Below are 21403 nucleotides of genomic sequence, written 5' to 3' on the forward strand. Positions count from 1 at the left end.
TCTTTTTTTTTGCTTCTTGGGATTTGAAACCATCCATTTTTCTCTCCTCACCTTCACCCATTATCCTATGGTAAAATCTTTACGCGTTTGGCAGTCATGGAAAGCTTGGCGCCGAGCCGCTCTGCTGGGAGTGGCAATGGCGCTTGGCCTTAGTACAGCACAAGCTCAAGTAGACACCTACACGTTTGCAGCGACGCAGGGTACGTACACACCCGTAACCGGCGGTACTGCTGTCGCCTCCATTCAGGTGGACGACGCCTTGTCGGCTAGCCTGCCCATCGGCTTCACATTTACCTACGACGGGGTATCGTTTACCCAGGTGAAGGCCTCTTCAAACGGCTGGCTTACGTTTAATGCTACTGCAAGCTCGAGCGACCTAAGCAACAATCTTAGTACCGGTGCCGCTAGTATTCGGCCTTTGGTGGCTCCGCTGTGGGACGATCTGCACGGCGGTGCGGGCACGGCTAGCTATGCAACCACAGGCACAGCCCCAAACCGGGTGTTTACAATGGAATGGCGGAACTGGCGCTGGCGCTATACGGCTGCCAGTCCAAACATTTCCTTTCAGGTGAAGCTCTACGAGGGTACCAACCGCGTTGAGTTCGTTTACCAGCAGGAGACTGGAGCGTTGGATACGCCTTCAGCTTCCATTGGCTTGGCGGGTGTGGGCACCGGCTCGGGCTCGTTCCTGTCGTTGAGCAGCGCTACAGCAACTCCCACCACCAGCTCAACCACTGAAACCAACAATATCAGCACCAAGCCTGCCACGGGTCAGGTTTATGGTTTCACGCCCGCACCCGTTACGGGTTGCCCGGCGCCGCGTACGCTGGCGGTTACTGCCCTTAGCAGCACGGGTGCTACGCTCTCCTGGGCCGCTAGCGGCGGTGGAACATTTACCGTAGAATATGGACCCACGGGCTTTACGCCTGGTTCGGGCACAGTACGCACGGGCCTTACGGCTACCAATGTGGTGCTGACGGGCCTTACGCCTAACACTGGCTACCAGTTCTACGTGACGCAGAACTGCGGCGGTACGACCGGCAATAGCCCCCGCACGGGCCCCGCCAGCTTCACTACCAATCTGCCGCCTCCTACCAACAACGACTGCGCCTCCGCCCAGACGCTGCAGGTAGCCACTGGCAATGCCTGTACCACCCGCACCCGCTTTAACCTGACCGGCGCATCTTCGTCGACTGGGGCCCCTACTCCCAGCTGCGCCAGCTACTCGGGTGGTGATGTATGGTTCCAAATAACGGTGCCCGCCAACGGCTCTTTGGTATTTGAAACTGACTCTGTGGGTGGAGCTCCCACCATCGACACGGGAATGGAAATCTACTCGGGAACCTGTGCCAATCTCACGGCCATTGAGTGCGACGACGACGACGGCAACCTCAACTACTCCTCGATCAGCCGCACGGGCCTGACGCCCGGCAGCACGGTGTACATTCGCGTGTGGGTGTATGGCAATGCCACCCCCACCGGTGTCGCCAACATCTGCGTGCGTTCCTTTACGCCTCCCGGCGCCTGCGCTACGCCCACTGTACCAGCAGCTGGCAGCGTAACGGCCAATGGCGCTGTATTGACTTGGGCTGGCACGCTGGCCGCGGGCGAAACCTACAGCGTAACGTACGGCCCGCGTGGTTTCACCCCGAGCCAGGGTACGACCATAAACAACCTCACTACGCCCACAACGACCCTGACCACCCTGCAGCCGAACACGGAGTACTGCTTCTACGTGACTAAAAATTGCGGCTCGCAAGTTGGCGTCAGCAACACTTCGGTAGAAGCCTGCTTCCGTACGGCCATTGCTATTCCGAATAACGACGAGCCCTGCGGCGCTGTGGCACTAGCGGCTAACAGCACCGGCCAGGTAACGGCCGTATCCGGTACTAACTCAGGCGCTACCACTAGCACCGTAGGCGGTTTAAGCGGTATGTTGCCGGCTTGCACGCCCGCGCTGGCGCCTAAAGACGTATGGTACCGCGTGACGCTGCCCACCGGCGTTACGTCGCTTGACGTAAACATCACCGGCTCGGCGGCTGGTATGCTCCGCCTGTTCACGGCCAGCAACTGCACCACGGGCTTTGCCATGGTGGCTTGCCGCGCTTCTACTGGTTCCAACGTGAGCGTAGGACGCCAGCAGTTCGCGGGTCTGACGGCTGGTACCACCTACTACATGGCCGTTTCGGGCTACAACTCGGGAGATACCCAAGGTGCCTTCACGCTGGGCACCATCACTTCCAGCCGCAACGCGCTGGCTGCCGGTGAGCTGGGCGTGTTCCCGAATCCCGTGCACGGTAGCGAGCTGACGGTGCGTCTTACCGGTGTCGGAAGTGCCTCGGCTGCCCAGGTACAGCTGCTCAACGCGCTGGGTCAGGTAGTGCTTGAAAAGCAGGTAAACGTGCGCAACGGTGCTGCCGAGCAGCAGCTTGCCACGCAAGGTCTTAGCCACGGCCTCTACACCCTGCGGGTGGTGATCGAGGGCAATGCCTTGACGCGCAAAGTGATGGTCAACTAATCAGGTTGCCTCATCCGCAATAAAAAAGCGGCGTCTCAACTGAGACGCCGCTTTTTTATTGCGGATGAGGTCCTGGGTTTACTGCCGTAGGAGCCGGCCCAGCAGTTCCTGGCCATCGGGCTGACGTACGCGCAATAGGTACAAGCCCGCGGCGGTAGCGGGCACCGTTATTGCGCGCTGCCCCGCCGCCAGTTGGCCCTGCCACACCTCGCGGCCCTGCAGATCGGTAAGCGTGACGGCGGCTGTGGTAGTTAGGGCTGGCAGTTGTACCGTGGCGGGGGCGCCGGCGGCTACGGGGTTGGGGTACAAGGCCAGGCTGGCGCTGCTGCGGTTGCGAGCGGCAGTGGGGGAGAAGGCGCGGTTTTCAAGCACCAGAATGCGGTCGTCGTTGGCAGCTGGATTACCGCGGCCGTCGCGGTTGGAAGTGGCCACGTACACGCGGCCCTGCGGCGAGACGCAAATGGCCCGCAGGCGTCCGTAAGTACCGCTCCACAAGTCGGCTTGCTGCTGTACTTGCAGGCCATCAGTAGAAAGCATGAGAGACTTAAGCAAGCCCGTGCGCAAGGTTACCATCAACAGCGCATTGCGCCATTCCGGAATGGCCGGGTGGTCGTAGTAGGTGAGGCCTGCCACGGCCAGCGTGGGCGTCCAGGCCGCCAGCGGCTCACGCACGTTGTTAGCTTGGCAGAAGGTTTGTTCGGCCGGCAGGTTGCAGAAGCCTTCCACCGTGGGCCAGCCGTAGTTGCGGCCAGCTTCGATGAGGTTCAACTCGTCGTCGTTGCCGGGGCCATGCTCCGAGCTGTAAATGCGGCCTGAGGGTGCCCGTACCAAGCCCTGCGGATTGCGGTGGCCCAGCGAGTATACCAGTGAGCCGGGCGTAGGATTATTAGCGGGAGCACTGCCATCTTGGTTGAGCCGCAGGATTTTGCCCGTAAGGCTCTGCGGATTCTGAGCCGACGAGAGATTTTGTGCGTCGCCGGTGGTCATGAGCAAGGTGTTGTCGGGTAGCAGCAGCAGGCGCGAGCCGCTGTGCGTGGTCTGGGCCGGAATGTCGCCCAGAATGACCTGTGGGTTCGTCAGCGTGTTTCCGCCGAGTGCGTACTGGTACCGCACCAGCTTTTCCCTAAGCTGCCCGTTGGCGGTGTAGTTGTACACCACAAACACATTGTACTGATTGCTCGCCCCGGCAGGCGCTAGCACCATGCCCAGCAGGCCGCTTTCACCGGTTTCCGTCACGTCCGAAATCGTCGCCAGCACCGTGGCTTGTCCGGTATTCGGATCAATGCGACTGATGCGTCCGCCTCGTTCGGTCACGTACAGCCGGTTGTCGGGCCCCCACAGCACTTCCCAGGGAGTGTCGAGCCCGGTAGTCAGCGTAGAAATCGACAACGTCGTGTTACCGACCTGATAAGTGCTTGGTTGGGCACTGAGGTGGGTCGGGCTTAAAGCCAGCGCAGTACAAATAAGTAAAACGAGTGCGGCAAAACGTTTCATAGACCAAGCTTTAACGGGTTGATGATCAGATAATCCAAAGCTTCTATTGCATAACGGTTTTGTGAGCTACTTGGATTGACGTTATTTCCGATCTTTCCCCTGGCACTAGCTGCCGATTCTCTTGTTGTTACGTTCATGAAACGATACGCTCTTTACTTGGTGGGTGGCCTAGCGTGCTTCGGCGCGGGCGCCCTCACCACGCACACCGCCGAAACTCCTGCCCCCGTTACCGTGCCCATGCTGCGCGCCGCGCAGGAACTGCTGGGCCTGCGCTTCTCCGATGCCCAACTCGACTCGGCCCGCCGCGAGGTAAGCGAATCGCGCGCCAGCTACGAGGCATTGCGCAAGCTGAATATGCCCAACAGTGTTGCACCTACGATGGTCTTTGACCCAGTGCCGCTGCGCTTGCGGACCGTCGACGCACAGAAGGCGCGCGTGGACCGGGGTAAACTGCCCAAAATGGCCAAAGTGACGGTGCCCGCCAACCGCGACGACCTGGCCTTTTACTCCGTGCGGCAGCTAGGCGAACTGCTGCGCACCAAGCAGATTAGCTCCGAAGAGCTGACTCAGTTCTTTCTGGCTCGCCTTAAAAAATACGACCCCAAGCTGCTGTGCGTAACCTCGCTTACCGAGGAGCTGGCCCTCAAGCAGGCCCGCGAAGCCGACGCCGAAATCAAGGCCGGGCGCTACCGCGGGCCGCTGCACGGCGTGCCGTTCGGGGTAAAAGACTTGTTCAGCACCAAGGGTTACAAAACGACCTGGGGCTCGGTGCCTTATAAGGATCAGGTCTTGGACGAAGACGCCGCCGTGGTGGAGCGCCTGCGCAACGCGGGCGGCGTGCTGGTGGCCAAGTTTACCTTGGGCGAGCTAGCCATGGGCGACGTGTGGTACGGCGGCATGACGCGCAGCCCATGGGACCTTAAGCAGGGCAGCAGCGGCTCCTCGGCCGGTTCGGCATCGGCGGTAGCGGCGGGCCTGGTGCCTTACGCCATCGGTACCGAGACGCTGGGCTCCATCGTGAGCCCCAGCACCGCCTGCGGCACCACCGGCCTGCGCCCGACCTACGGGCGCATAAGCCGGGCCGGCGCCATGGCCCTGAGCTGGAGCATGGACAAAGCCGGTCCCATCACCCGCTCGGCCGAGGATTGCGCGGTGGTATTCGCCGCTTTGGAAGGCCTCGACCCCCGCGACGCCGCGACGCTCACAGTACCGGGCTCCGTGCCTGCCTTCCGTTACGCTTTCGATACCGACCTGAAGCAGCTCCGCGTAGGCTACGTCAAGGCCGACTTCGACCGCAATTACCCCACCAAAGCCAACGATCAGGCGGTGCTGGATGCCCTGCGCAAGCTTGGGGTGCAACTGGTAGAGCTGGGGTTGCCCAAGCTGCCTGCGGGCGACATGACCTTCTTGCTGACCGCCGAGGGCGCCGCTGCCTTCGACGACCTGACGCGCTCGGGCCGCGATGCGCAGATGGTGAAGCAGGACCGCAACGCTTGGCCCAGCCTGTTCCGCGCCTCGCGCTTTGTACCGGCGGTGGAATACATCCAAGCCCAGCGGGCCCGCCGCCTACTTATCGAAGACCTCGATGCACGCATCAAAAACCTGGACGCCTACATCGCGCCGTCGTTCAGCAGCAACTTGGTCATCACCAACCTGACTGGCCACCCAGCCGTGGTGGTTCCCAACGGCTTCCGTCCCAATGGGCTGCCGAGCACCATCACCTTTACCGGCCAGCTGTACCAGGAAGGCAAGCTGTTGGCTTTGGCCAAAGCTTTCCAGGACGCTACGGAGCATGACGAAAAGCACCCGCCGCTAAATTTCTAACCTGTGCGTGACCAAACCGCATCCGTTTCGGAAGCGTTGGCGGCCCGCTGGCAGCGCAAGGTAGCGCCATTGCTGCCGGGGGCTGCCAGCGCAGCTGCGTTCGACTACCTCCGAAAAGCCTACTCCGGCTCCGATCGACATTACCACGCGCTGCCGCACCTCGCCACCATGTTTGGCGTGCTCGATACCCATCCTGAGCATGCGCCCGATTCGGCGGTAGTCGAGCTGGCCATCTGGTTTCACGATATAGTGTACAATCCACTCCGCCACGACAACGAGGCGCGCAGCGCCGAAGCCGCGCGTCGGCACCTGCAGGGCAGCCAGCTGACGGCCGAGCAGCTGGCCCGCGTCGACTACCTCATCCGCCGTACGCAGCACCACGCTGCCACCGAGTCCGAAGACGCCCAAGACACGGCCCTACTGCTTGATGCCGACCTCTGGATTCTCGGTGCTGAACCCGCCGCGTATGCCGAATACGCCCACCAAGTGCGCCAGGAGTACCGGATGGTGCCCGAGCTGCTTTACCGCCCCGGCCGGGCCAAAGTTCTGCGTCAGCTGCTTGATTCGCCTTTGTACCGCACGCCTTACGCTCGTGAGCAGAGGGAAGTTGCTGCCCGGCGTAACCTGCAGGCCGAGCTGCAGGTGTGGGAGAGTGGGGCGAAGCTGAAAGAGCTGACAGTCGGCTAATCGGCTTGCCGTTGGCCGCTACGCCAATCCCGCGCCACGAACTATATCGGTTAGCGTGGCCATTTCTGCCGGACAGCCGAATCTTCGCTTCGGCACCTTGCAACGCCTACCTTGGCGCTTTGTCTTTGGCAGGCGTGGTTTGCGCCTTTTCCCAGAATACCCTTTCGCTATGCGTTTTTCATCTGCGCTGCGGCTGCTGGCTTTGTCGCCGCTGGTCGCCGTGGCTCAAAATTCCCCCACCTCGACTACGGCGCTGGCCCCGCTGTCGGTAGAAAAGATCATGCGCGAGCCGGCGCAGTGGCTGGGCGGTTTGCCTTCCAACGCCTACTGGAGCGAAGACGGCAAGCGCATCTATTTCCAGTGGAACCCTGAAAAAGCCCGTCGTGACTCGCTCTACGTCACTACGCCCGACGGCAAGGCGCCGCGCAAAGTAAGCCTCGCGGAGCAGCGCCAACTGCCCGCCGCCCGCGGCGACTACAATGCCGCCTTCACCCGTAAGGTGTATGAGAAAGACGGCGACATCTACTTGCTCGACCTCAAATCGGGCAAAGCGCGGCGCGTAACCAATACCGCCGAGCGCGAAACAGACGCCGCATTTGCTTTGCTGGACCGCGTGGTGAGCTACACCCGCGGCGGCAACCTCTTCACTTGGGACCCCGCCACCGGCGAAACCGTGCAGCGAACCGACTTCCGCCGCGGTCCGCGCCCGGCCGGCCCCAGCAACGACAAATCCGAAAAGTACCTGCGCGCCCAGCAGCTGGCGCTGTTTGAAGTAATTCGTCTGCGCGACCAGGACCGCCTGGCGCGGGAGCGGGTGCAAAAAGCCTTGGCCAAGCTGCGGCCTAAGGCCATCTACCTCGGCAATCAGACCGTAGAAAACCTGCGCCTGTCGCCCGATGGCCGCTACGTCACCTACACGCTGGTGCAAGCCCCGACCAACGACAAGGTGGCCATCGTGCCCAACTTCGTCACGGCCTCCGGCTTCACCGAGGACATTAACACCCGCAATAAGGTAGGTGCCCCTCAAACGGCGCAGGAGCTGGGCCTGTACGACGTCGGCCGCGACACCACCTTCGTATTGGGCTACAAAGAGCTGAAAGGCCTCGACGAGCTGCCCGCTTACCGGAAAGAGTATCAGCTTAAAGCAAAGGCGCCCATGCCCGCCGAAAGCGACAAAACGGCCAAAGACAAACCGGCCACCGAAGTGCGCCGCGTAGCGCCCTACGGCCCGTACTGGAACGAGAACGGCCAACGCGCTTTCCTGGTGGTGCGCTCCACCGACAACAAGGATCGGTGGATTGTAGCCCTCGACCCCACCACGCAGAAAATCAGCCTGCTCGAACGCCAGCGCGACGAAGCCTGGATCAACGGCCCGGGCATCGGCTACGAAGCCGGGAACGTGGGCTGGATGCCCGACGGCAAGCGCGTGTGGTTTCAGAGCGAGGAAACCGGCTACTCGCACCTCTACACGGTGGACGTAACCTCGGCGCAGAAGAAAGCCCTGACCAGCGGCAACTTTGAGGTGCAACAGGCCCGCCTCAGCCGAGATAAGAAAACCTGGTACCTCACAGCCAATAAGTCCCACCCCGGCGAGCAGCACTTCTACCGCATGCCCGTGGAGGGTGGTGCCCTCACGCAAATCACTACCCAACCCGGCGCCCACGAAGTTTCCTTGTCGCCCGATGAGAAGACCTTGGCCGTGCGCTACAGCTACGCCAACAAGCCTTGGGAGCTGTACGTGATGGACAACAAGCCCGGCGCCAAAATGCGGCCGCTCACGCACTCCACCACCGCCGAGTTTGAAAGCTACAAGTGGCGCGAACCCGAAATCGTGACCTTCAAGGCCCAGGACGGCGCCACGGTGTACGCCCGCCTGTACCGCCCGGCCCAGCAAGACCCCACGCGGCCGGCCGTGGTATTTGTGCACGGCGCCGGCTACCTGCAGAACGCGCACAAATGGTGGAGCACCTACTTCCGCGAATATATGTTCCACAACCTGCTGGCCGACCGCGGCTACACCGTGCTCGATGTGGATTACCGCGGCTCCGCCGGCTACGGCCGCGACTGGCGTACCGGCATCTACCGTTACATGGGCGGCAAGGACTTGTCAGATCAGATCGACGGCGCTAAGCTGCTGGTCGACAAGTACAACGTCGATCCGCAGCGCATTGGCATCTATGGCGGCTCGTACGGCGGCTTCATCACCCTGATGGCCATGTTTACCCAGCCCGATGCGTTTAAGTCTGGCGCCGCCCTGCGCTCCGTCACCGACTGGGCCCATTATAACCACGGCTACACCGACAATATCCTCAACGAGCCCTACAACGACTCCATCGCCTATGCCCGCTCGTCGCCCATCAACTACGCCGAAGGCCTGAAAGGGCACTTGCTGATGTGCCATGGCATGGTAGATACCAATGTGCATTTCCAGGATATCGTACGCCTCACCCAGCGCCTCATCGAGCTGCAAAAAGATAACTGGGAGCTGGCCGTCTACCCTGTGGAAGACCACGGCTTCGTAGAGCCCTCATCCTGGACCGATGAGTACAAGCGCATCCTGAAGCTGTTCGAAACCACCCTGCGCGGGCAGGGTGCCAACGGCACTCCAGCTACCGGAGGCGCCACGGGGAGTCGATAACTGCGACTTTATACGCTCAGCAAAGGCTAACAGGCCGCTTCTCCCCGGGAGAAGCGGCCTGTTAGCCTTTGCTGGTTTGTGCTATGGCTGTCAGAGGGCTAATACCTCGAATTGGCCGAGCCTCTTTAAACTCATAACGCTAAAAACCACTCATTAGGCCTTGCATAGCAGAATGCAATTAGGCTATTTAGGGTGCAAATAACCTAGTTTCTATGACCGACTTCTACCAACCATCCAATCGATTCTCTATCGGCGGTACCTTGCTTTACGTGCTAGGCGGTGTGTCCGCTGCTGCCGTATTGGCGCTGGTGTATGTATACGCCATCTGGTATATCCCGCTGATATATGTCAATGCAGTAGCCACTGCGGGGTTCGGCTTGGTGCTGGGCATGGCCCTGATGCGCCTGGTGCGGCTCGGAAAGCTGCGCAATCCTAATCTGGCCAGCGGCTTGGGGCTGCTGGTAGGACTGGCTGCCGAATACTTGCAGTGGGGCGTCTATATCACCCTGCTGGTCAATACCACCGATGTGGACACCTTTGGTAGCGGTATTCGCAAAATGTCGATTGCCAGCACCTCCTTCAATCCCGAATTGTTTGTGGCTATCCTGACTCAGCCCGCCAACATGGCGGAGTTCATGAGCCAAGTGGCGCAGAATGGAACCTGGTCTATCTTCGGAATCCAAATAAGCGGTATAATTCTGTGGCTGGTATGGCTGATCGAAGCCGGGATAATCGTGCTGCTGCCCGTGCTTACGGCCCGTGCCGCTGCCAAGGCTCCCTATTCGGAATTGGCCGGTGAGTGGGCACAAGAAGAAACCATGACCCGACGGGCACAACTGTTTACCAGCGCGGCCGAAGCTCAAACGGCGCTTCAAGCCGGCGAGCTGGCTCCGCTAGCCGACAACGCGGACCCTGTGTTTTGTCGGCTGAAGCTCTATGCTGCCCCTAGCGACTCTACCTGCTGCTATGCTTCTCTGGAGCAGGTCATCATCGAAACCGATGATAAAGGCAAAACTTCTGAAAAAACCACTGATTTGCTGGAGTACTTAGCCTTAAGCCCGACGGCCTACGAGAAGCTACGCGACCAGTTCACCAGCCCCTTGCCCGAGCCTGCAGCCGTAATGGCCGGTGCTTAATCAAGGCCTGCCGACTCACGCCAAGCTACACCAACAACAAGCCCCTACTGCAGCGCATTAGGGGCTTGTTGTTAGTTAAATCAGAGTTTTGGTTTCTACAGTCGCTTCGTCAGCATCAGGCCGCCGTAAGCGTAGCCGTTGGCGTTGAAGCCTTGTACCGGCGTCATGGAGTAGCTGCCAGATTTTTTGTGCAGTTGCGGAATCAGAATGCCCGAAGCGGCGCCCACGGTGTACCCAATAATGTTATCGGATAGGAAGTGCTTGCCAGCCTTCAGGCGCATGTAACCTACCGCCGCTGGCACGGCCGCTGCTGCAGCCCACACGTAAGGCCGGGCCGGCGAATCGGGATGGAAATCGTGGAAGATCTTAGCCACGAAAAAGGTGTTGGTCGCTGTAGCGGCCGTGTGGCCCGCAAAAAACGAGTTGTTCGAATTGTTGTTGCTTCGGTCGCGAAGGCTTACGTTGGGGTCGGTGCTGTAGGCCAGCGGGCGGCTGCGCTCCACTGAGGAAATGGCTACCGTAAACAAGGCGCCCGTCAGCGAAATTGACTGCAGGTAAAGCACGCCTACCTGGCCAGCCTTGGAGCGCACGGCTGGATCGGCGGCGATAAGCGCCAAAGGAGCCGCGAAGGAACCGTAGAAGGGGTAGTCGCTGATGCGCTTGATGTTGTCGTTGTAATAGCCTGCCGAAAATCGGTCGAAGCCGTTGACATCTTCCTTGCGCAGCGCTGCTACTTCCGCTTCGGTCAGGCCTTTGTCTTTGCGGCTTTGATTGAAAGCTATGCCTGTAACCAGCATCAGGCCACCTGTAACGGGGCCGTCCACGGCAAGGCTGGTTTGGTAGGGGGAGCGTACTTGGCTCTGGGCAGGGAGGGCAGTGAAAGCGGCCGTTGCGAGCAGCAGCCAATTGAAAAGCGTTTTCATGAGAAGGTCGAAAGAAGGGGAGATGTTGGCTCAAACGCCTTCCGTAAGCGCAAGGTTAGCCCGACAGTGCCGGTTGATACTTGGTAGGAGTGTTCCGGTAAGCTTTTTTAGCCGCAAGTGCTTCGGCATGATACACCAGAGAGAGGTCGGCGAGTCTGGTCAACGGCTGTAGCGGGCGCAAGAGAATTGTTGAGCCCCCATCGGACTTACCTGAATTTCGGTAGCTTTGCGACCCACTCCCTGCCGCTCTGCCGGGGCGCTCAAGGAGTTTCAGGTTTCACCGAAGCCGGCACCATACCAGCGCAATGCCTTATCTGTTTACCTCTGAATCAGTCTCGGAAGGCCATCCCGACAAAGTAGCCGACCAAATCTCTGACGCCATTCTTGACGAATTTCTGCGGCAGGACCCCGCTTCCAAAGTAGCTTGCGAAACGCTCGTCACCACGGGCCTCGTAGTCGTAGCGGGGGAAGTAAAATCCAAAGCCTACGTTGACGTGCAGGGCGTGGCCCGCGAGGTCATCAAGCGCATTGGCTACACCAAGGCCGAATACAAATTCGAAGCTGAGTCCTGCGGTATCCTGTCGGCCCTGCACGAGCAGTCGCCCGATATCAACCAAGGCGTGGAGCGTCAGAACCCCGAAGATCAGGGCGCTGGCGACCAAGGCATGATGTTCGGCTACGCTACCCGCGAAACCGACAACTACATGCCGCTGGCCCTCGATTTGTCGCACCGCCTGCTGCGCGAGCTGTCGGCTATCCGCAAAGAAGGCCGGCAGATGACCTACCTGCGCCCCGACGCAAAGTCGCAGGTAACCATCCGCTACTCTGACGACAACACGCCCGAGGCCATCGATACCATCGTGGTGTCTACCCAGCACGACGACTTCGATGCTTCCGAAGAAACCATGCTGCGTCGCATTTCGGACGATGTAAAAGGCATCCTGATTCCGCGCGTGAAAGCTCAGCTGAGCGCCGAGGTACAGGCCCTCTTCACCGACGAAATCACCTACCACATCAACCCCACGGGCAAGTTCGTAATCGGCGGCCCGCACGGTGACTCCGGCCTCACCGGCCGCAAGATCATCGTGGATACTTATGGCGGCAAAGGTGCCCACGGCGGCGGCGCTTTCTCAGGCAAGGACTCGTCGAAGGTTGACCGCTCGGCTGCCTACGCCGCCCGTCACATCGCCAAAAACCTCGTGGCTGCTGGTGTAGCCGATCAGGTGTTGGTGCAAGTAGCTTACGCCATCGGCGTAGCCAAGCCGGTAGGCCTGTACGTGACCACCTACGGCACCACCAAAGCTACCGATGCCAGCGGGCAAAAGCTCACCGACGGTCAGATCTCCGAGAAAGTTGACCAGCTGTTCGACATGCGTCCGTACGCCATTGTTCAGCGCTTCGGCCTGCAGAACCCCATCTTCGGTGAAACGGCTGCTTATGGCCACATGGGCCGCGAGCCACAAACCAAGCAAGTGACGCTGACCAACGGCGAAACCCGCACGGTGGAAACTTTCACCTGGGAGAAGCTCGATTACGTAGATCAGATCAAGCAGGCCTTCAGCCTCTAGTCTGTTACTCAGCCTGCTTACAAAGGAAACGCCCGGCCTGCATTTGCAGGCCGGGCGTTTCCTTTGTAAGCAGTAGTAACTCAGTGAGCTACTTGTTTTTCCTTGTGACGAATAAGCTGTTTTTTAAGCTGTTCGGCTGCTGAGTCGGCTGCTGCTTCAAAGCTGGCCGCGTTTTCTTGGCTGAACAGAGTAGTGCCCGGGACGAATAGCTTGATTTCAACTGTCTTGTTGTTAACGCCGTCGTTGTTATTAAGGCGCATAATCACTTCGCCTTCGGTAACGCGGTCGTAAAACGTTTCAAGTTTATCGAGGCGCTTCTGGATGAAGTCGAGCAACTTTTGATCGGCGGTGAAGTGCACCGATTGCATCTGTACTTTCATCTGGTATGGGGTTTTGATTGAGAAAATGAACCTCAGGCCTTTGGGTGGGCCTTTTCAAATACTGCCTTCAGTTTGTCGATGTTCAGGTGCGTGTACACCTGCGTAGCCGCCAGGTTCGCGTGCCCAAGCAGTTCCTTAATGGCATTCAGATCGGCGCCTTTGCCCAGCAGGTGCGTGGCAAAGGAATGGCGTAACACGTGTGGGTGTTGCTGCCCGGGCGCCGAGGTGATTTGGCTTAAGTAGTGCTTAACAGTACGATACACTAGCTGCGGGTAGAGTGGCTTGCCTTTGTCAGTAACGATGAGCGGCCCGTCGGCGTTGTTGGCCGCCTCGAATTCGCTGTTCTTGCGCACTATATAGTTTTCCACTACTGCAATCAGCGAAGGGTTCAGCGGCACGATCCGCTGCTTGTTGCCCTTGCCCGTTACGCGTACCGTTCGGGCCGATATGCTCACATCGTGATGGCCGATGCCAATCAGCTCGGATAAGCGAATACCGGTACCATAAAGCATTTCCAGCATCAGCTGGTCGCGCACCCCGGCAAAGCTGTCTTCGAACTGAAAGGAGTTGAGCATCACATTCAGAGGCTCCTCCGGTACGAAATCCGGTAGCTTCTTGCTTGTCTTGGGCGGCGTAATGCGCAGCATCGGATTGCGGACAATATGGCCCGCGCGCAGCAGAAACTTGTAGTAGGAGCGGAGGCAGGCAATCTTCCGGTTCACCGTGCGCGGGTCGCGCTTCTGCTCCATCAAGGTCACGATCCACGAACGAATCAGGGTGTGGTCGGCTGCGCTGGCGTCGGAAAGGTCGTAGGTGTGCTGCAGGAAGTCGTGGAACTGTCGTAAATCGGTTTGGTACGATAGCACCGTATGCGGGGAGTAACGACGTTCAAAGCGTAAGTAATCGAAAAATGCTTCCATACATACGGGAAGCCGCGGGGGCGGCAGCAGGCGGATAGCCAATGTAGGAAACCCGACCGAAAATCAAAACATAAAAAAACAGCCGGCTGGCTCCGCGCAGTGCGGAGCCAGCCGGCTGTGAAGCTGTAGTCAGATGCCAAGCCGAAAGCGAGGCGGTACAGGCAAGTTAGTCTTGCGTACCGTACATCTGCTGCTTGTAGGCAGCCTTCTCGCGCTGCTTACGCTTGGTCACCGACGGCTTTTGGAAAAACGTCCGGCGACGGAGCTCTTTCAGCACACCAGTGCGTTCGAATTTTTTCTTGAAACGCTTCAGCGCGCGGTCAACCGACTCGTTTTCCTTGATCTGGACGATGAGCATAAAAAAAGAAAGCGTGAGTTTCAGAGTTTGAGGGCTGCAAAGATAATCACTGATTTCAGATGATTATACTGATGTCGCTGATTTTTTGCCGCAAAAGCTTGACGGACTGCTTTGAAGCCCCTAACGAGGTAAAGCAGAGCAAAAAGTTAGTTAGCCTTAAATCAACGTTTACTGCTGCAAACAGCCCAATCCGGGACTATTTGAGGATGGTACGGGCAATGACGAGCTTCTGAATCTCAGAGGTTCCTTCACCAATGGTGCACAGCTTGGAGTCGCGGTAGAACTTCTCAGCGGGGTAATCTTTGGTGTAGCCGTAGCCCCCGAAGATCTGTACGGCCTCGTTAGAGGTGCGTACGCACACTTCCGAAGCATAGAGCTTGGCCATGGCCGATTCGCGGTTCACGTTCAGGCCCTGATCTTTCATATCAGCGGCGCGATACGTCAGCAGCGAAGCGGCTTCGATTTCGGTCGCCATATCGGCCAGCTTAAAGCTGATACCCTGGAAGTTGCTGATTGGCTGATTGAACTGATGACGCTCCTTCGAGTATTGCAGAGCTGCTTCGAAAGCACCCTGTGCAATGCCCAAGCTCAGCGCCGCAATGCTAATGCGGCCACCGTCCAGCACCTTCAGCGACTGCACGAAACCGTCACCTACTTTGCCGATTACATTTTCCACTGGTACGCGGCAGTCAGTAAAAATCAGCTCCGTAGTCTCGGAGGCGCGCATGCCCAGCTTATCTTCCTTACGGCCGGCTTCAAAGCCCGGCGTGCCGCGCTCCACGATGAAAGCCGTCATGCCGTGTGAGTCGCCTACTTCCCCGGTGCGGGCAATTACTACGGCTACGTTACCGCTTTTGCCGTGGGTGATAAAGTTTTTTGCGCCATTAAGCACGTAATGGTCGCCGTCGAGTACAGCTGTGGTGCGCATGTTGCCGGCGTCAGAACCCGTGTTTGGCTCCGTCAGGCCCCAAGCCCCAATCCATTCACCGGTGGCCAGCTTCGGCAGGTACTTGTGCTTTTGCTCTTCCGAAGCGTGCTGCAGAATATGGCCCGTACACAGTGAGTTGTGCGCCGCCATTGACAGACCGATGCTCGGGTCAATTTTCGACAGCTCGGCAATAGCCGTTACATATTCGGTGTAGCCAAAGCCTGCGCCACCGTATTCCTGAGGCACCAATACGCCCATCAGGCCCAGTTCACCGAGCTTGTGGAATACATCAACGGGGAACTCCTGGGTGTCATCCCACTGCCGCATAAACGGCTTGATGTGGGTGGCGCCAAAGTCGCGCACCATCTGGGCAATCATTGTCTGGTTTTCGGTAGCTACCAGTTCCATGGATAAAAAGAAAAGGTGGGAATGATGGGATGTGGATCAGGAAGAACAAACGCTCGTTCGGGTCGAACGAAGGTACGCAAATTACCTGCCCCGAGCCAATGGCGCAAGAGGGGGGATTTTGAAAGGGCGCACAGATTGAGTTACTTTGACGGTTTTTCAAGGACTTTGATACCATTGAGCGTGGCTTCGCCAGAGCCCGTTCTATCACTTTTTTGGCTCTCCAAGCCTGCATGCATCCCCCCGTATTCCGACGCCTAAATGGCCTTTTGTTGCTGTGTACGCTAGTTGCGCTGGTTTTTAGTTCCTGCTCTCATCGCGTTTACAAGCAGCGCGTCATGTTTCGCATGAACGAGAAGGAGATGATGGATACCACGCTAGTTCAGCGCGCAGTAAACCGGATTAAGCGGAACTATACGATACAAGTCAATGATTTACTAGCCGTGAGGGTGTATACCAATAGCGGTGAGCGAATTATCGACCCTAACGGGGAGCTGCGGTTTGGCAATCCAGCTGGGCAGTTGTCAACAGGAGCTAATGGAAGCCGTACGCTTGCTACTACGGCGGGAGCTACAAACAGTAACCAAGCTGGTGACTCGGAGTTTCTGGTGCAAACGGACGGTAATGTGAAGCTGCCGCTGATCGGGCGGGTACGGGTGCAAGGCCTGACGCTATTGCAAACGGACAGCCTGCTGCAGCGTCGTTACACAGAGTTTTATAAAGAAGTGTTCGTAACGACACGTGTGACCAACAACCGCGTTGTCGTGCTGGGGTCGCCAGGAGGCAAAATAATCCCGCTGGTCAACGACAACATGAACTTACTTGAAGTTCTAGCCGCTGCTGGTGGAATTGACGGCGCAGGCGCGGGCGCGGGTTCCTTGTACCGTTCTGGGGGAAAGGCCTCCAATATTCGAATCATCCGGGGGAATTTGCGCAGCCCAAAGGTCGAAATGGTTGATCTTACCACCATTGAAGGAATGCGTCGGGCTAATCTGCAGGTTGAGCCAAACGACATTATCTACATCGAGCCCGTACGACGTCCCTTCCTCGATGCGTTGGTAGATGCTGGTCCGGCAATCGGGTTAGCTGGTATTGCCCTGAATGCTGTAACCATCGTGTTTTCGATCATCCTCACCATTCGCAACAATTAATTGCCCCACGCATGGTCTGGCATTATCAGACCGTGCTTCAGAGGCCGATTGTCATTTCCAATAGTAGATGGCCCGAAACGAAAACGCCGAACTGGAAGAACTCATCCGAAATGCTACTAACAGTGGCGCCACTCCGGCTCCGGTTGCCGAACCAGAAGATGACTCCGTCGGTGGCGGGATAGATCTGCCTTTGCTGCTCTCTGTCACTCGGCGGAGTTTGCCATGGATGCTGCTGTTGATCCTGCTAGGACTAGCCGCCAGCTGGACGTATTTGCGTTATACAAAGCCTGTATATCAGTCTTCATCAACTATAAAAATCGACGAGCGTACGCAAGCTGGGCAGTTGGGTCTGTCGCCTATGGGTGGGCAGGGTGAGCAGATGCAGAGTACAAGCAAGCTCTCCGGCGAGGTAGAACTGATTAAGTCAGATCTGATTTACACCCGTTTGCGCGACTCTTTAGCACTCGACGTAAACTACTACGCCGAAGGCACAGTGCTGGAAACAGAGCTCTATCGTACTTCACCTTTTTTGGTGACTTACACGGTGCGTGAGCCAATTCAGTACGGACAAAAATTCAACGTTGAATTTTTGGATGCTCAGCGCTTTCGGCTGGCCTACGGCAAGGGTGAGCAGGAGCAAAGTGCCGAGTACCGTTTTGGTCAGCCTGTAATTACTCCTGGGTTCACGCTTCAGTTGACGCGTACGAACTATTTCAACGAGCAAACCCCGGAAACAAAGTACTTCTTCGTCATAAATGATGTTGGAGCCATCAATGGCTACCTGGCTCAAAACCTGACGGTTAGTATTATTAATCCGGATGCGAATACCATCGGCGTATCATTCACTGACTTCAATCCCGTAAAGGCCCGAGATATAGTCAACAAAATAGACTCGGTATACCTGCAGGTGAAGCTGGCGCGTAACTCCCAGAGCACGCAACAGTCAATGGCCTTTCTGGATAGCCAACTGAGAGGAAATAGTGATTCGCTGCAGCGTGCCGAAGATGCTTTTCAAGCCTCGGTAAAGCGCAACCGTACGTACGATGCCAAGTCGGACCTGGGCAACATCACCGCCCAGTTGCAGACCCTAGCTAAGGAACGCGAGGAGTTGCAGCGTCGGCAGGCGATACTACGGGATTTGGCGCGTTTGATTGAGCAGGAGCGCGTGGTAAACAGCGACCAGTTGACCGTGGAAGAAAGTATTCCTGGCTTGGCTGTTTTGCAGGACCCGCAAATCACCCAACAACTCACGTTACTCAACGAGCAGCAGCAGGAGTTGCGCCAAGTGTTGCAATCATACCAACCCACAACTACGGCGGTACGCATCCGCGAAAATCAGCTTGACTTTACGCGTCGCAGCATTCGTCGCTTGCTGGAGCAAAGCCTCAAACTCGTTAATGACGAGCTAAGTGCTTTGGGGCGTCAGCAGAGCCGTTTTGTGACAGAATTGCAGTCCTTGCCCGAAAAGGAAACTGAATTGGCTCGCCTGCGCCGGCCCTTGGAGCTGTACGTGAACACCTACATGATGCTGATGCAGAAAAAGGTGGATTTCGGAATCCAAAAAGCTGGCACTACCGCCGACTTTCAGATACTGTCGCCAGCGAGCCTACCCAGCACGCCCATTGCTCCAGTGCGCCTGATGGTCTTTGCCATTGGGCTGGCTGCTGGTATTGTGTTGGGCCTGGGCCTGGTGGCTGGACGTTACTTGCTGCACAACACAGTTACCAATATTCGCGAGTTAGAACGCAATACTGTAGCGCCTGTGCTTGGAGTAGTGCCGTCGTACGACAAGGAGAAGCTGGCGGTATCAAAGCTGATTGTGGATAAGAATCCAAAATCGGCAATTTCTGAGGCCATCCGCTCCATTCGTACTAACCTTGAGTTTGTCGCCTCGTCGAAGCAAAAACGCTTAATTTCTGTTACGTCGACTATTTCCGGCGAGGGTAAGACTTTCGTAGCGGTAAACCTTGGCGGTATCATTGCCTTGTCCGATCAGCGGGTAGTTATCATCGACTTGGATATGCGCAAGCCTAAGGTAAATTTGGCTTTCGATGCGGAAAACACGCGTGGTGTAAGCACAATTCTGATCGAGCGACACACCGTTAGTGAGTGCATTCAGCATACCAGTATCCCAACGCTGGACTTCATCTCGGCCGGACCTACTCCGCCTAACCCATCGGAATTGATTCTGCACGCGCAGTTCGATAGGATGTTGGAGGAGTTGAAGCAGACTTATGACGTCATCATCATCGATACGCCGCCGGTAGGTCTTGTAACCGACGGAGTATTGATCATGCGTAAAGTGGATATTCCGATCTACATTGTACGTGCCGGGTATTCGAAGAAAGCCTTCCTCAAGAATATCAATAAGTTGGTTCGGGGTAGTGGTTTTAATAAGCTCACCACCATTCTTAACGATGCCCGAGCTGGCGGGATGTACGGCTACGGCTACGGCTACGGCTATGGCTACGGGTATGGCTACGGCACCGGTTACGGCTACTACGAGGAGACTAAAGCCCCTACCGGCCTGCTAGCAAGATTGCGCCGCCGCTTTTCGTAAGTTGCGCGTCTTCGTATGGCATCTTTCCTTCAAAAACTTTTTGGTCGACGCGCTAGTGAGGCGGATTCTTCACTGGCCGAGCTGGTAGTAGATATGCACTCGCATGTATTGCCCGGGCTCGATGACGGTTCAGAATCCGTTGAGCAGTCGCTGCAGTTGTTGCGGGAGATGCAGGACCTCGGCTACCGAAAACTAGTAATGACGCCCCACATCATGGGCGACTTCTACCGTAATACGCCCGAGGGAGTACACGCTGCCTTGGCACAACTTCGATCAGCGGCTACTGAAGCCGGTATTGCCGTGGAACTGGAGTGCGCCGCTGAATACTACCTGGACGAGTCGTTGACGCGTAAACTGGAGCAGGGACAACAATTGCTCAGCTTTGGAGGAGATAAGCGCTACCTGCTATTCGAGACGTCGTACATCAACGAGCCTTTCAATCTACAGGAAGTAGTATTTGAGTTGTTGTCGCACGGGTATCAACCGGTGATGGCCCACCCAGAGCGATACACGTACCTGTACGGGCGTTTTTCGGAGCTGGAGAAGATTCGTGCAAACGGAGTGCTGCTGCAAGTCAACCTGAATTCTTTGGTGGGCTATTACTCATCGGGGGCAAAGCGCGTGGCGGAGAAGCTGATCGACGCAGAGCTGGTTGATTTTGCGGGTTCAGACGCACACAATGGCCGGCACACGGCTTCATTACAGCGAGTGCTCCAAAGTCAATACTTGCCGAAATTGCTACGCCTGCCCTTGCTTAACCAAGGATTGTAAGTCGGCAGCCATGGCTTCGACTCGATAGTAGTTATTAGGTAGTAATGCAGCAGACCACCTTTCCACTTCTCGGCGCATGATTTTCGTAACGGGCAGCAGCGGACTGATAGGGTCTTACTTAATTCCCGCGTTGCTGGCGCGTGGATTAGCAGTACGGGCACTCTACCGCAAACAGGTGCCAGGGTTTGTGCCGGGGGCGGGCCAAGTGGAATGGATAGAAGGCGACGTGCGCGATTCAGGCGTGTTGCGTGAGGCACTTGCTGGGGTGACGCACGTTTTTCACTGTGCTGGTTTGGTGTCGTATGCCCCACAGGATGTCGACCTGCTGCGGCAGGTGAACGTGGAGGGCACGGCGGCGGTGGTTGATGCGTGTTTAGCACGGCCAGGAGTGCGTCTGTGCCACGTTTCGTCAGTGGCGGCCTTGGGTGGTTTGCCAGAAACGGCCACTAGTCCCGAGTTGGATGAATCAGCTAAATGGGAACTGGGCGCAACGCATACGGCTTATGCTACCTCCAAGTATTTGGGCGAAACAGAAGTCTGGCGCGGCATTGCCGAAGGGCTGACAGCTGTCATCGTAAATCCATCGGTGGTGCTGGGGGCTAACGATTGGTCGCGCAGCAGCACACAGCTGTTTCGCTACGCTTACAAAGAGCATTCGTTTTACACCCCGGGAAGCATTAATTTTGTGGATGTGCGTGACGTGGTGGAGGCCATGCTGCGGCTGACACTTGACCTGAACGTCACAGGTGAGCGGTATATCCTGAGTGCAGGAGCCGTTCCACTGATTGATTTCCTACGGCAGGCGGCAGCAAGCTTTGGCAAGAAGCCACCCACGGTGCAGGTTCCTGATTGGGCTGCAGAGGTTATTTGGCGGGTGGAGCACGTTCGCGGGCTGCTTACCGGCTCACGTCCGCTTATAACCAAAGACACGGCGCGGGCTAGTCGGAAGCTGGTAGTGTACAACGCCACGAAGGTGCAGCGGGCTACCGGAATCCAGTATCAACCGTTGGCCGACACCATCCGTTGGGCTTGTGCGGGTTTATTGTCCGCGGCGAACTACGCGCCGGGCCGCGGGGTTGTGGTACCCTAGGGCCTATCTGTCCGCTTGCGGCGGTTAGCCGTAAAAGAAAGGGCGCTGAGGC

The 21403-nt window shown here is 57.5% G+C and carries 16 protein-coding genes; 10 read left to right on the forward strand and 6 right to left on the reverse strand.

Annotated elements, in window-relative coordinates:
* Positions 1-67 precede the first annotated feature (67 nt).
* Entirely contained in the window at positions 68-2518 is a 2451-nt protein-coding gene (locus AC5FXY_RS17445; protein ID WP_493557992.1) for a T9SS type A sorting domain-containing protein, read from the forward strand.
* Positions 2519-2596: 78 nt separating this feature from the next.
* On the opposite strand, the gene AC5FXY_RS17450 is transcribed toward AC5FXY_RS17445, so the two are convergent.
* Positions 2597-4012 carry a PQQ-dependent sugar dehydrogenase gene (locus AC5FXY_RS17450; protein WP_493557993.1) on the reverse strand — a complete coding sequence of 472 codons (1416 nt, stop codon included), beginning with the start codon at positions 4010-4012 and terminating at the stop codon, positions 2597-2599.
* 135 nt (positions 4013-4147) lie between these two features.
* On the opposite strand from AC5FXY_RS17450, the gene AC5FXY_RS17455 reads away from it, so the two are divergent.
* The 4 genes from AC5FXY_RS17455 (at position 4148) to AC5FXY_RS17470 (ending at position 10297) form a co-directional block, all read left to right on the forward strand.
* Entirely contained in the window at positions 4148-5836 is a 1689-nt protein-coding gene (locus tag AC5FXY_RS17455; RefSeq protein ID WP_493557994.1) for an amidase, read from the forward strand.
* A gap of 3 nt (positions 5837-5839) precedes the next feature.
* Positions 5840-6523 carry an HD domain-containing protein gene (locus tag AC5FXY_RS17460; RefSeq protein ID WP_493557995.1) on the forward strand — a complete coding sequence of 228 codons (684 nt, stop codon included), beginning with the start codon at positions 5840-5842 and terminating at the stop codon, positions 6521-6523.
* Positions 6524-6692: 169 nt separating this feature from the next.
* Entirely contained in the window at positions 6693-9161 is a 2469-nt protein-coding gene (locus AC5FXY_RS17465; RefSeq protein ID WP_493557996.1) for a prolyl oligopeptidase family serine peptidase, read from the forward strand.
* A gap of 212 nt (positions 9162-9373) precedes the next feature.
* On the forward strand, positions 9374-10297 hold the full coding sequence (locus tag AC5FXY_RS17470; protein ID WP_493557997.1) for a hypothetical protein: 924 nt from the start codon (positions 9374-9376) through the stop codon (positions 10295-10297).
* A gap of 95 nt (positions 10298-10392) precedes the next feature.
* On the opposite strand, the gene AC5FXY_RS17475 is transcribed toward AC5FXY_RS17470, so the two are convergent.
* Complete coding sequence (locus AC5FXY_RS17475; RefSeq protein WP_493557998.1) at positions 10393-11220, reverse strand: phosphatase PAP2 family protein; 828 nt, start codon at positions 11218-11220, stop codon at positions 10393-10395.
* A 305-nt stretch (positions 11221-11525) separates the two neighbouring features.
* Between AC5FXY_RS17475 and metK the strand changes: the two genes are divergently transcribed.
* Entirely contained in the window at positions 11526-12788 is a 1263-nt protein-coding gene (gene metK, locus AC5FXY_RS17480) for a methionine adenosyltransferase (RefSeq protein ID WP_493557999.1), read from the forward strand.
* 80 nt (positions 12789-12868) lie between these two features.
* On the opposite strand, the gene hpf is transcribed toward metK, so the two are convergent.
* The 4 genes from hpf to AC5FXY_RS17500 form a co-directional block, all read right to left on the reverse strand.
* Positions 12869-13168: a ribosome hibernation-promoting factor, HPF/YfiA family gene (gene hpf, locus AC5FXY_RS17485; protein WP_493558000.1), complete on the reverse strand. Its 300-nt coding sequence runs from the start codon at positions 13166-13168 to the stop codon at positions 12869-12871.
* A 32-nt stretch (positions 13169-13200) separates the two neighbouring features.
* Entirely contained in the window at positions 13201-14088 is an 888-nt protein-coding gene (locus AC5FXY_RS17490; RefSeq protein ID WP_493558001.1) for a tyrosine-type recombinase/integrase, read from the reverse strand.
* A 166-nt stretch (positions 14089-14254) separates the two neighbouring features.
* Entirely contained in the window at positions 14255-14446 is a 192-nt protein-coding gene (gene rpsU / locus AC5FXY_RS17495) for a 30S ribosomal protein S21 (RefSeq protein WP_493558002.1), read from the reverse strand.
* Between the two features lie 196 nt (positions 14447-14642).
* Entirely contained in the window at positions 14643-15782 is a 1140-nt protein-coding gene (locus tag AC5FXY_RS17500) for an acyl-CoA dehydrogenase (protein ID WP_493558003.1), read from the reverse strand.
* Positions 15783-16126: 344 nt separating this feature from the next.
* Between AC5FXY_RS17500 and AC5FXY_RS17505 the strand changes: the two genes are divergently transcribed.
* The 4 genes from AC5FXY_RS17505 to AC5FXY_RS17520 all read left to right on the forward strand — a co-directional run bounded on the left by AC5FXY_RS17505 (position 16127) and on the right by AC5FXY_RS17520 (position 21351).
* Positions 16127-16930, forward strand: a complete 804-nt coding sequence (locus AC5FXY_RS17505) for a polysaccharide biosynthesis/export family protein (RefSeq protein WP_493558004.1) — start codon at positions 16127-16129, stop codon at positions 16928-16930.
* Positions 16931-16997: 67 nt separating this feature from the next.
* Positions 16998-19490 carry a polysaccharide biosynthesis tyrosine autokinase gene (locus tag AC5FXY_RS17510; RefSeq protein WP_493558005.1) on the forward strand — a complete coding sequence of 831 codons (2493 nt, stop codon included), beginning with the start codon at positions 16998-17000 and terminating at the stop codon, positions 19488-19490.
* A gap of 93 nt (positions 19491-19583) precedes the next feature.
* On the forward strand, positions 19584-20261 hold the full coding sequence (locus AC5FXY_RS17515; protein WP_493558006.1) for a tyrosine-protein phosphatase: 678 nt from the start codon (positions 19584-19586) through the stop codon (positions 20259-20261).
* A 76-nt stretch (positions 20262-20337) separates the two neighbouring features.
* Positions 20338-21351: an NAD-dependent epimerase/dehydratase family protein gene (locus AC5FXY_RS17520; protein ID WP_493558007.1), complete on the forward strand. Its 1014-nt coding sequence runs from the start codon at positions 20338-20340 to the stop codon at positions 21349-21351.
* Positions 21352-21403: the final 52 nt, after the last annotated feature.

Source organism: Hymenobacter sp. FMD4, from assembly GCF_058932745.1.

Bases quoted from the DNA above. Each gene is read 5' to 3' on its own strand.
- AC5FXY_RS17445 (WP_493557992.1), top strand. From the start codon at position 68: ATGGTAAAATCTTTACGCGTTTGGCAGTCATGGAAAGCTTGGCGCCGA.
- AC5FXY_RS17450 (WP_493557993.1), bottom strand. From the start codon at position 4,012: ATGAAACGTTTTGCCGCACTCGTTTTACTTATTTGTACTGCGCTGGCT.
- AC5FXY_RS17455 (WP_493557994.1), top strand. From the start codon at position 4,148: ATGAAACGATACGCTCTTTACTTGGTGGGTGGCCTAGCGTGCTTCGGC.
- AC5FXY_RS17465 (WP_493557996.1), top strand. From the start codon at position 6,693: ATGCGTTTTTCATCTGCGCTGCGGCTGCTGGCTTTGTCGCCGCTGGTC.
- AC5FXY_RS17470 (WP_493557997.1), top strand. From the start codon at position 9,374: ATGACCGACTTCTACCAACCATCCAATCGATTCTCTATCGGCGGTACC.
- AC5FXY_RS17475 (WP_493557998.1), bottom strand. From the start codon at position 11,220: ATGAAAACGCTTTTCAATTGGCTGCTGCTCGCAACGGCCGCTTTCACT.
- metK (WP_493557999.1), top strand. From the start codon at position 11,526: ATGCCTTATCTGTTTACCTCTGAATCAGTCTCGGAAGGCCATCCCGAC.
- hpf (WP_493558000.1), bottom strand. From the start codon at position 13,168: ATGAAAGTACAGATGCAATCGGTGCACTTCACCGCCGATCAAAAGTTG.
- AC5FXY_RS17490 (WP_493558001.1), bottom strand. From the start codon at position 14,088: ATGGAAGCATTTTTCGATTACTTACGCTTTGAACGTCGTTACTCCCCG.
- rpsU (WP_493558002.1), bottom strand. From the start codon at position 14,446: ATGCTCATCGTCCAGATCAAGGAAAACGAGTCGGTTGACCGCGCGCTG.
- AC5FXY_RS17500 (WP_493558003.1), bottom strand. From the start codon at position 15,782: ATGGAACTGGTAGCTACCGAAAACCAGACAATGATTGCCCAGATGGTG.
- AC5FXY_RS17505 (WP_493558004.1), top strand. From the start codon at position 16,127: ATGAACGAGAAGGAGATGATGGATACCACGCTAGTTCAGCGCGCAGTA.
- AC5FXY_RS17510 (WP_493558005.1), top strand. From the start codon at position 16,998: ATGGCCCGAAACGAAAACGCCGAACTGGAAGAACTCATCCGAAATGCT.
- AC5FXY_RS17515 (WP_493558006.1), top strand. From the start codon at position 19,584: ATGCACTCGCATGTATTGCCCGGGCTCGATGACGGTTCAGAATCCGTT.
- AC5FXY_RS17520 (WP_493558007.1), top strand. From the start codon at position 20,338: ATGATTTTCGTAACGGGCAGCAGCGGACTGATAGGGTCTTACTTAATT.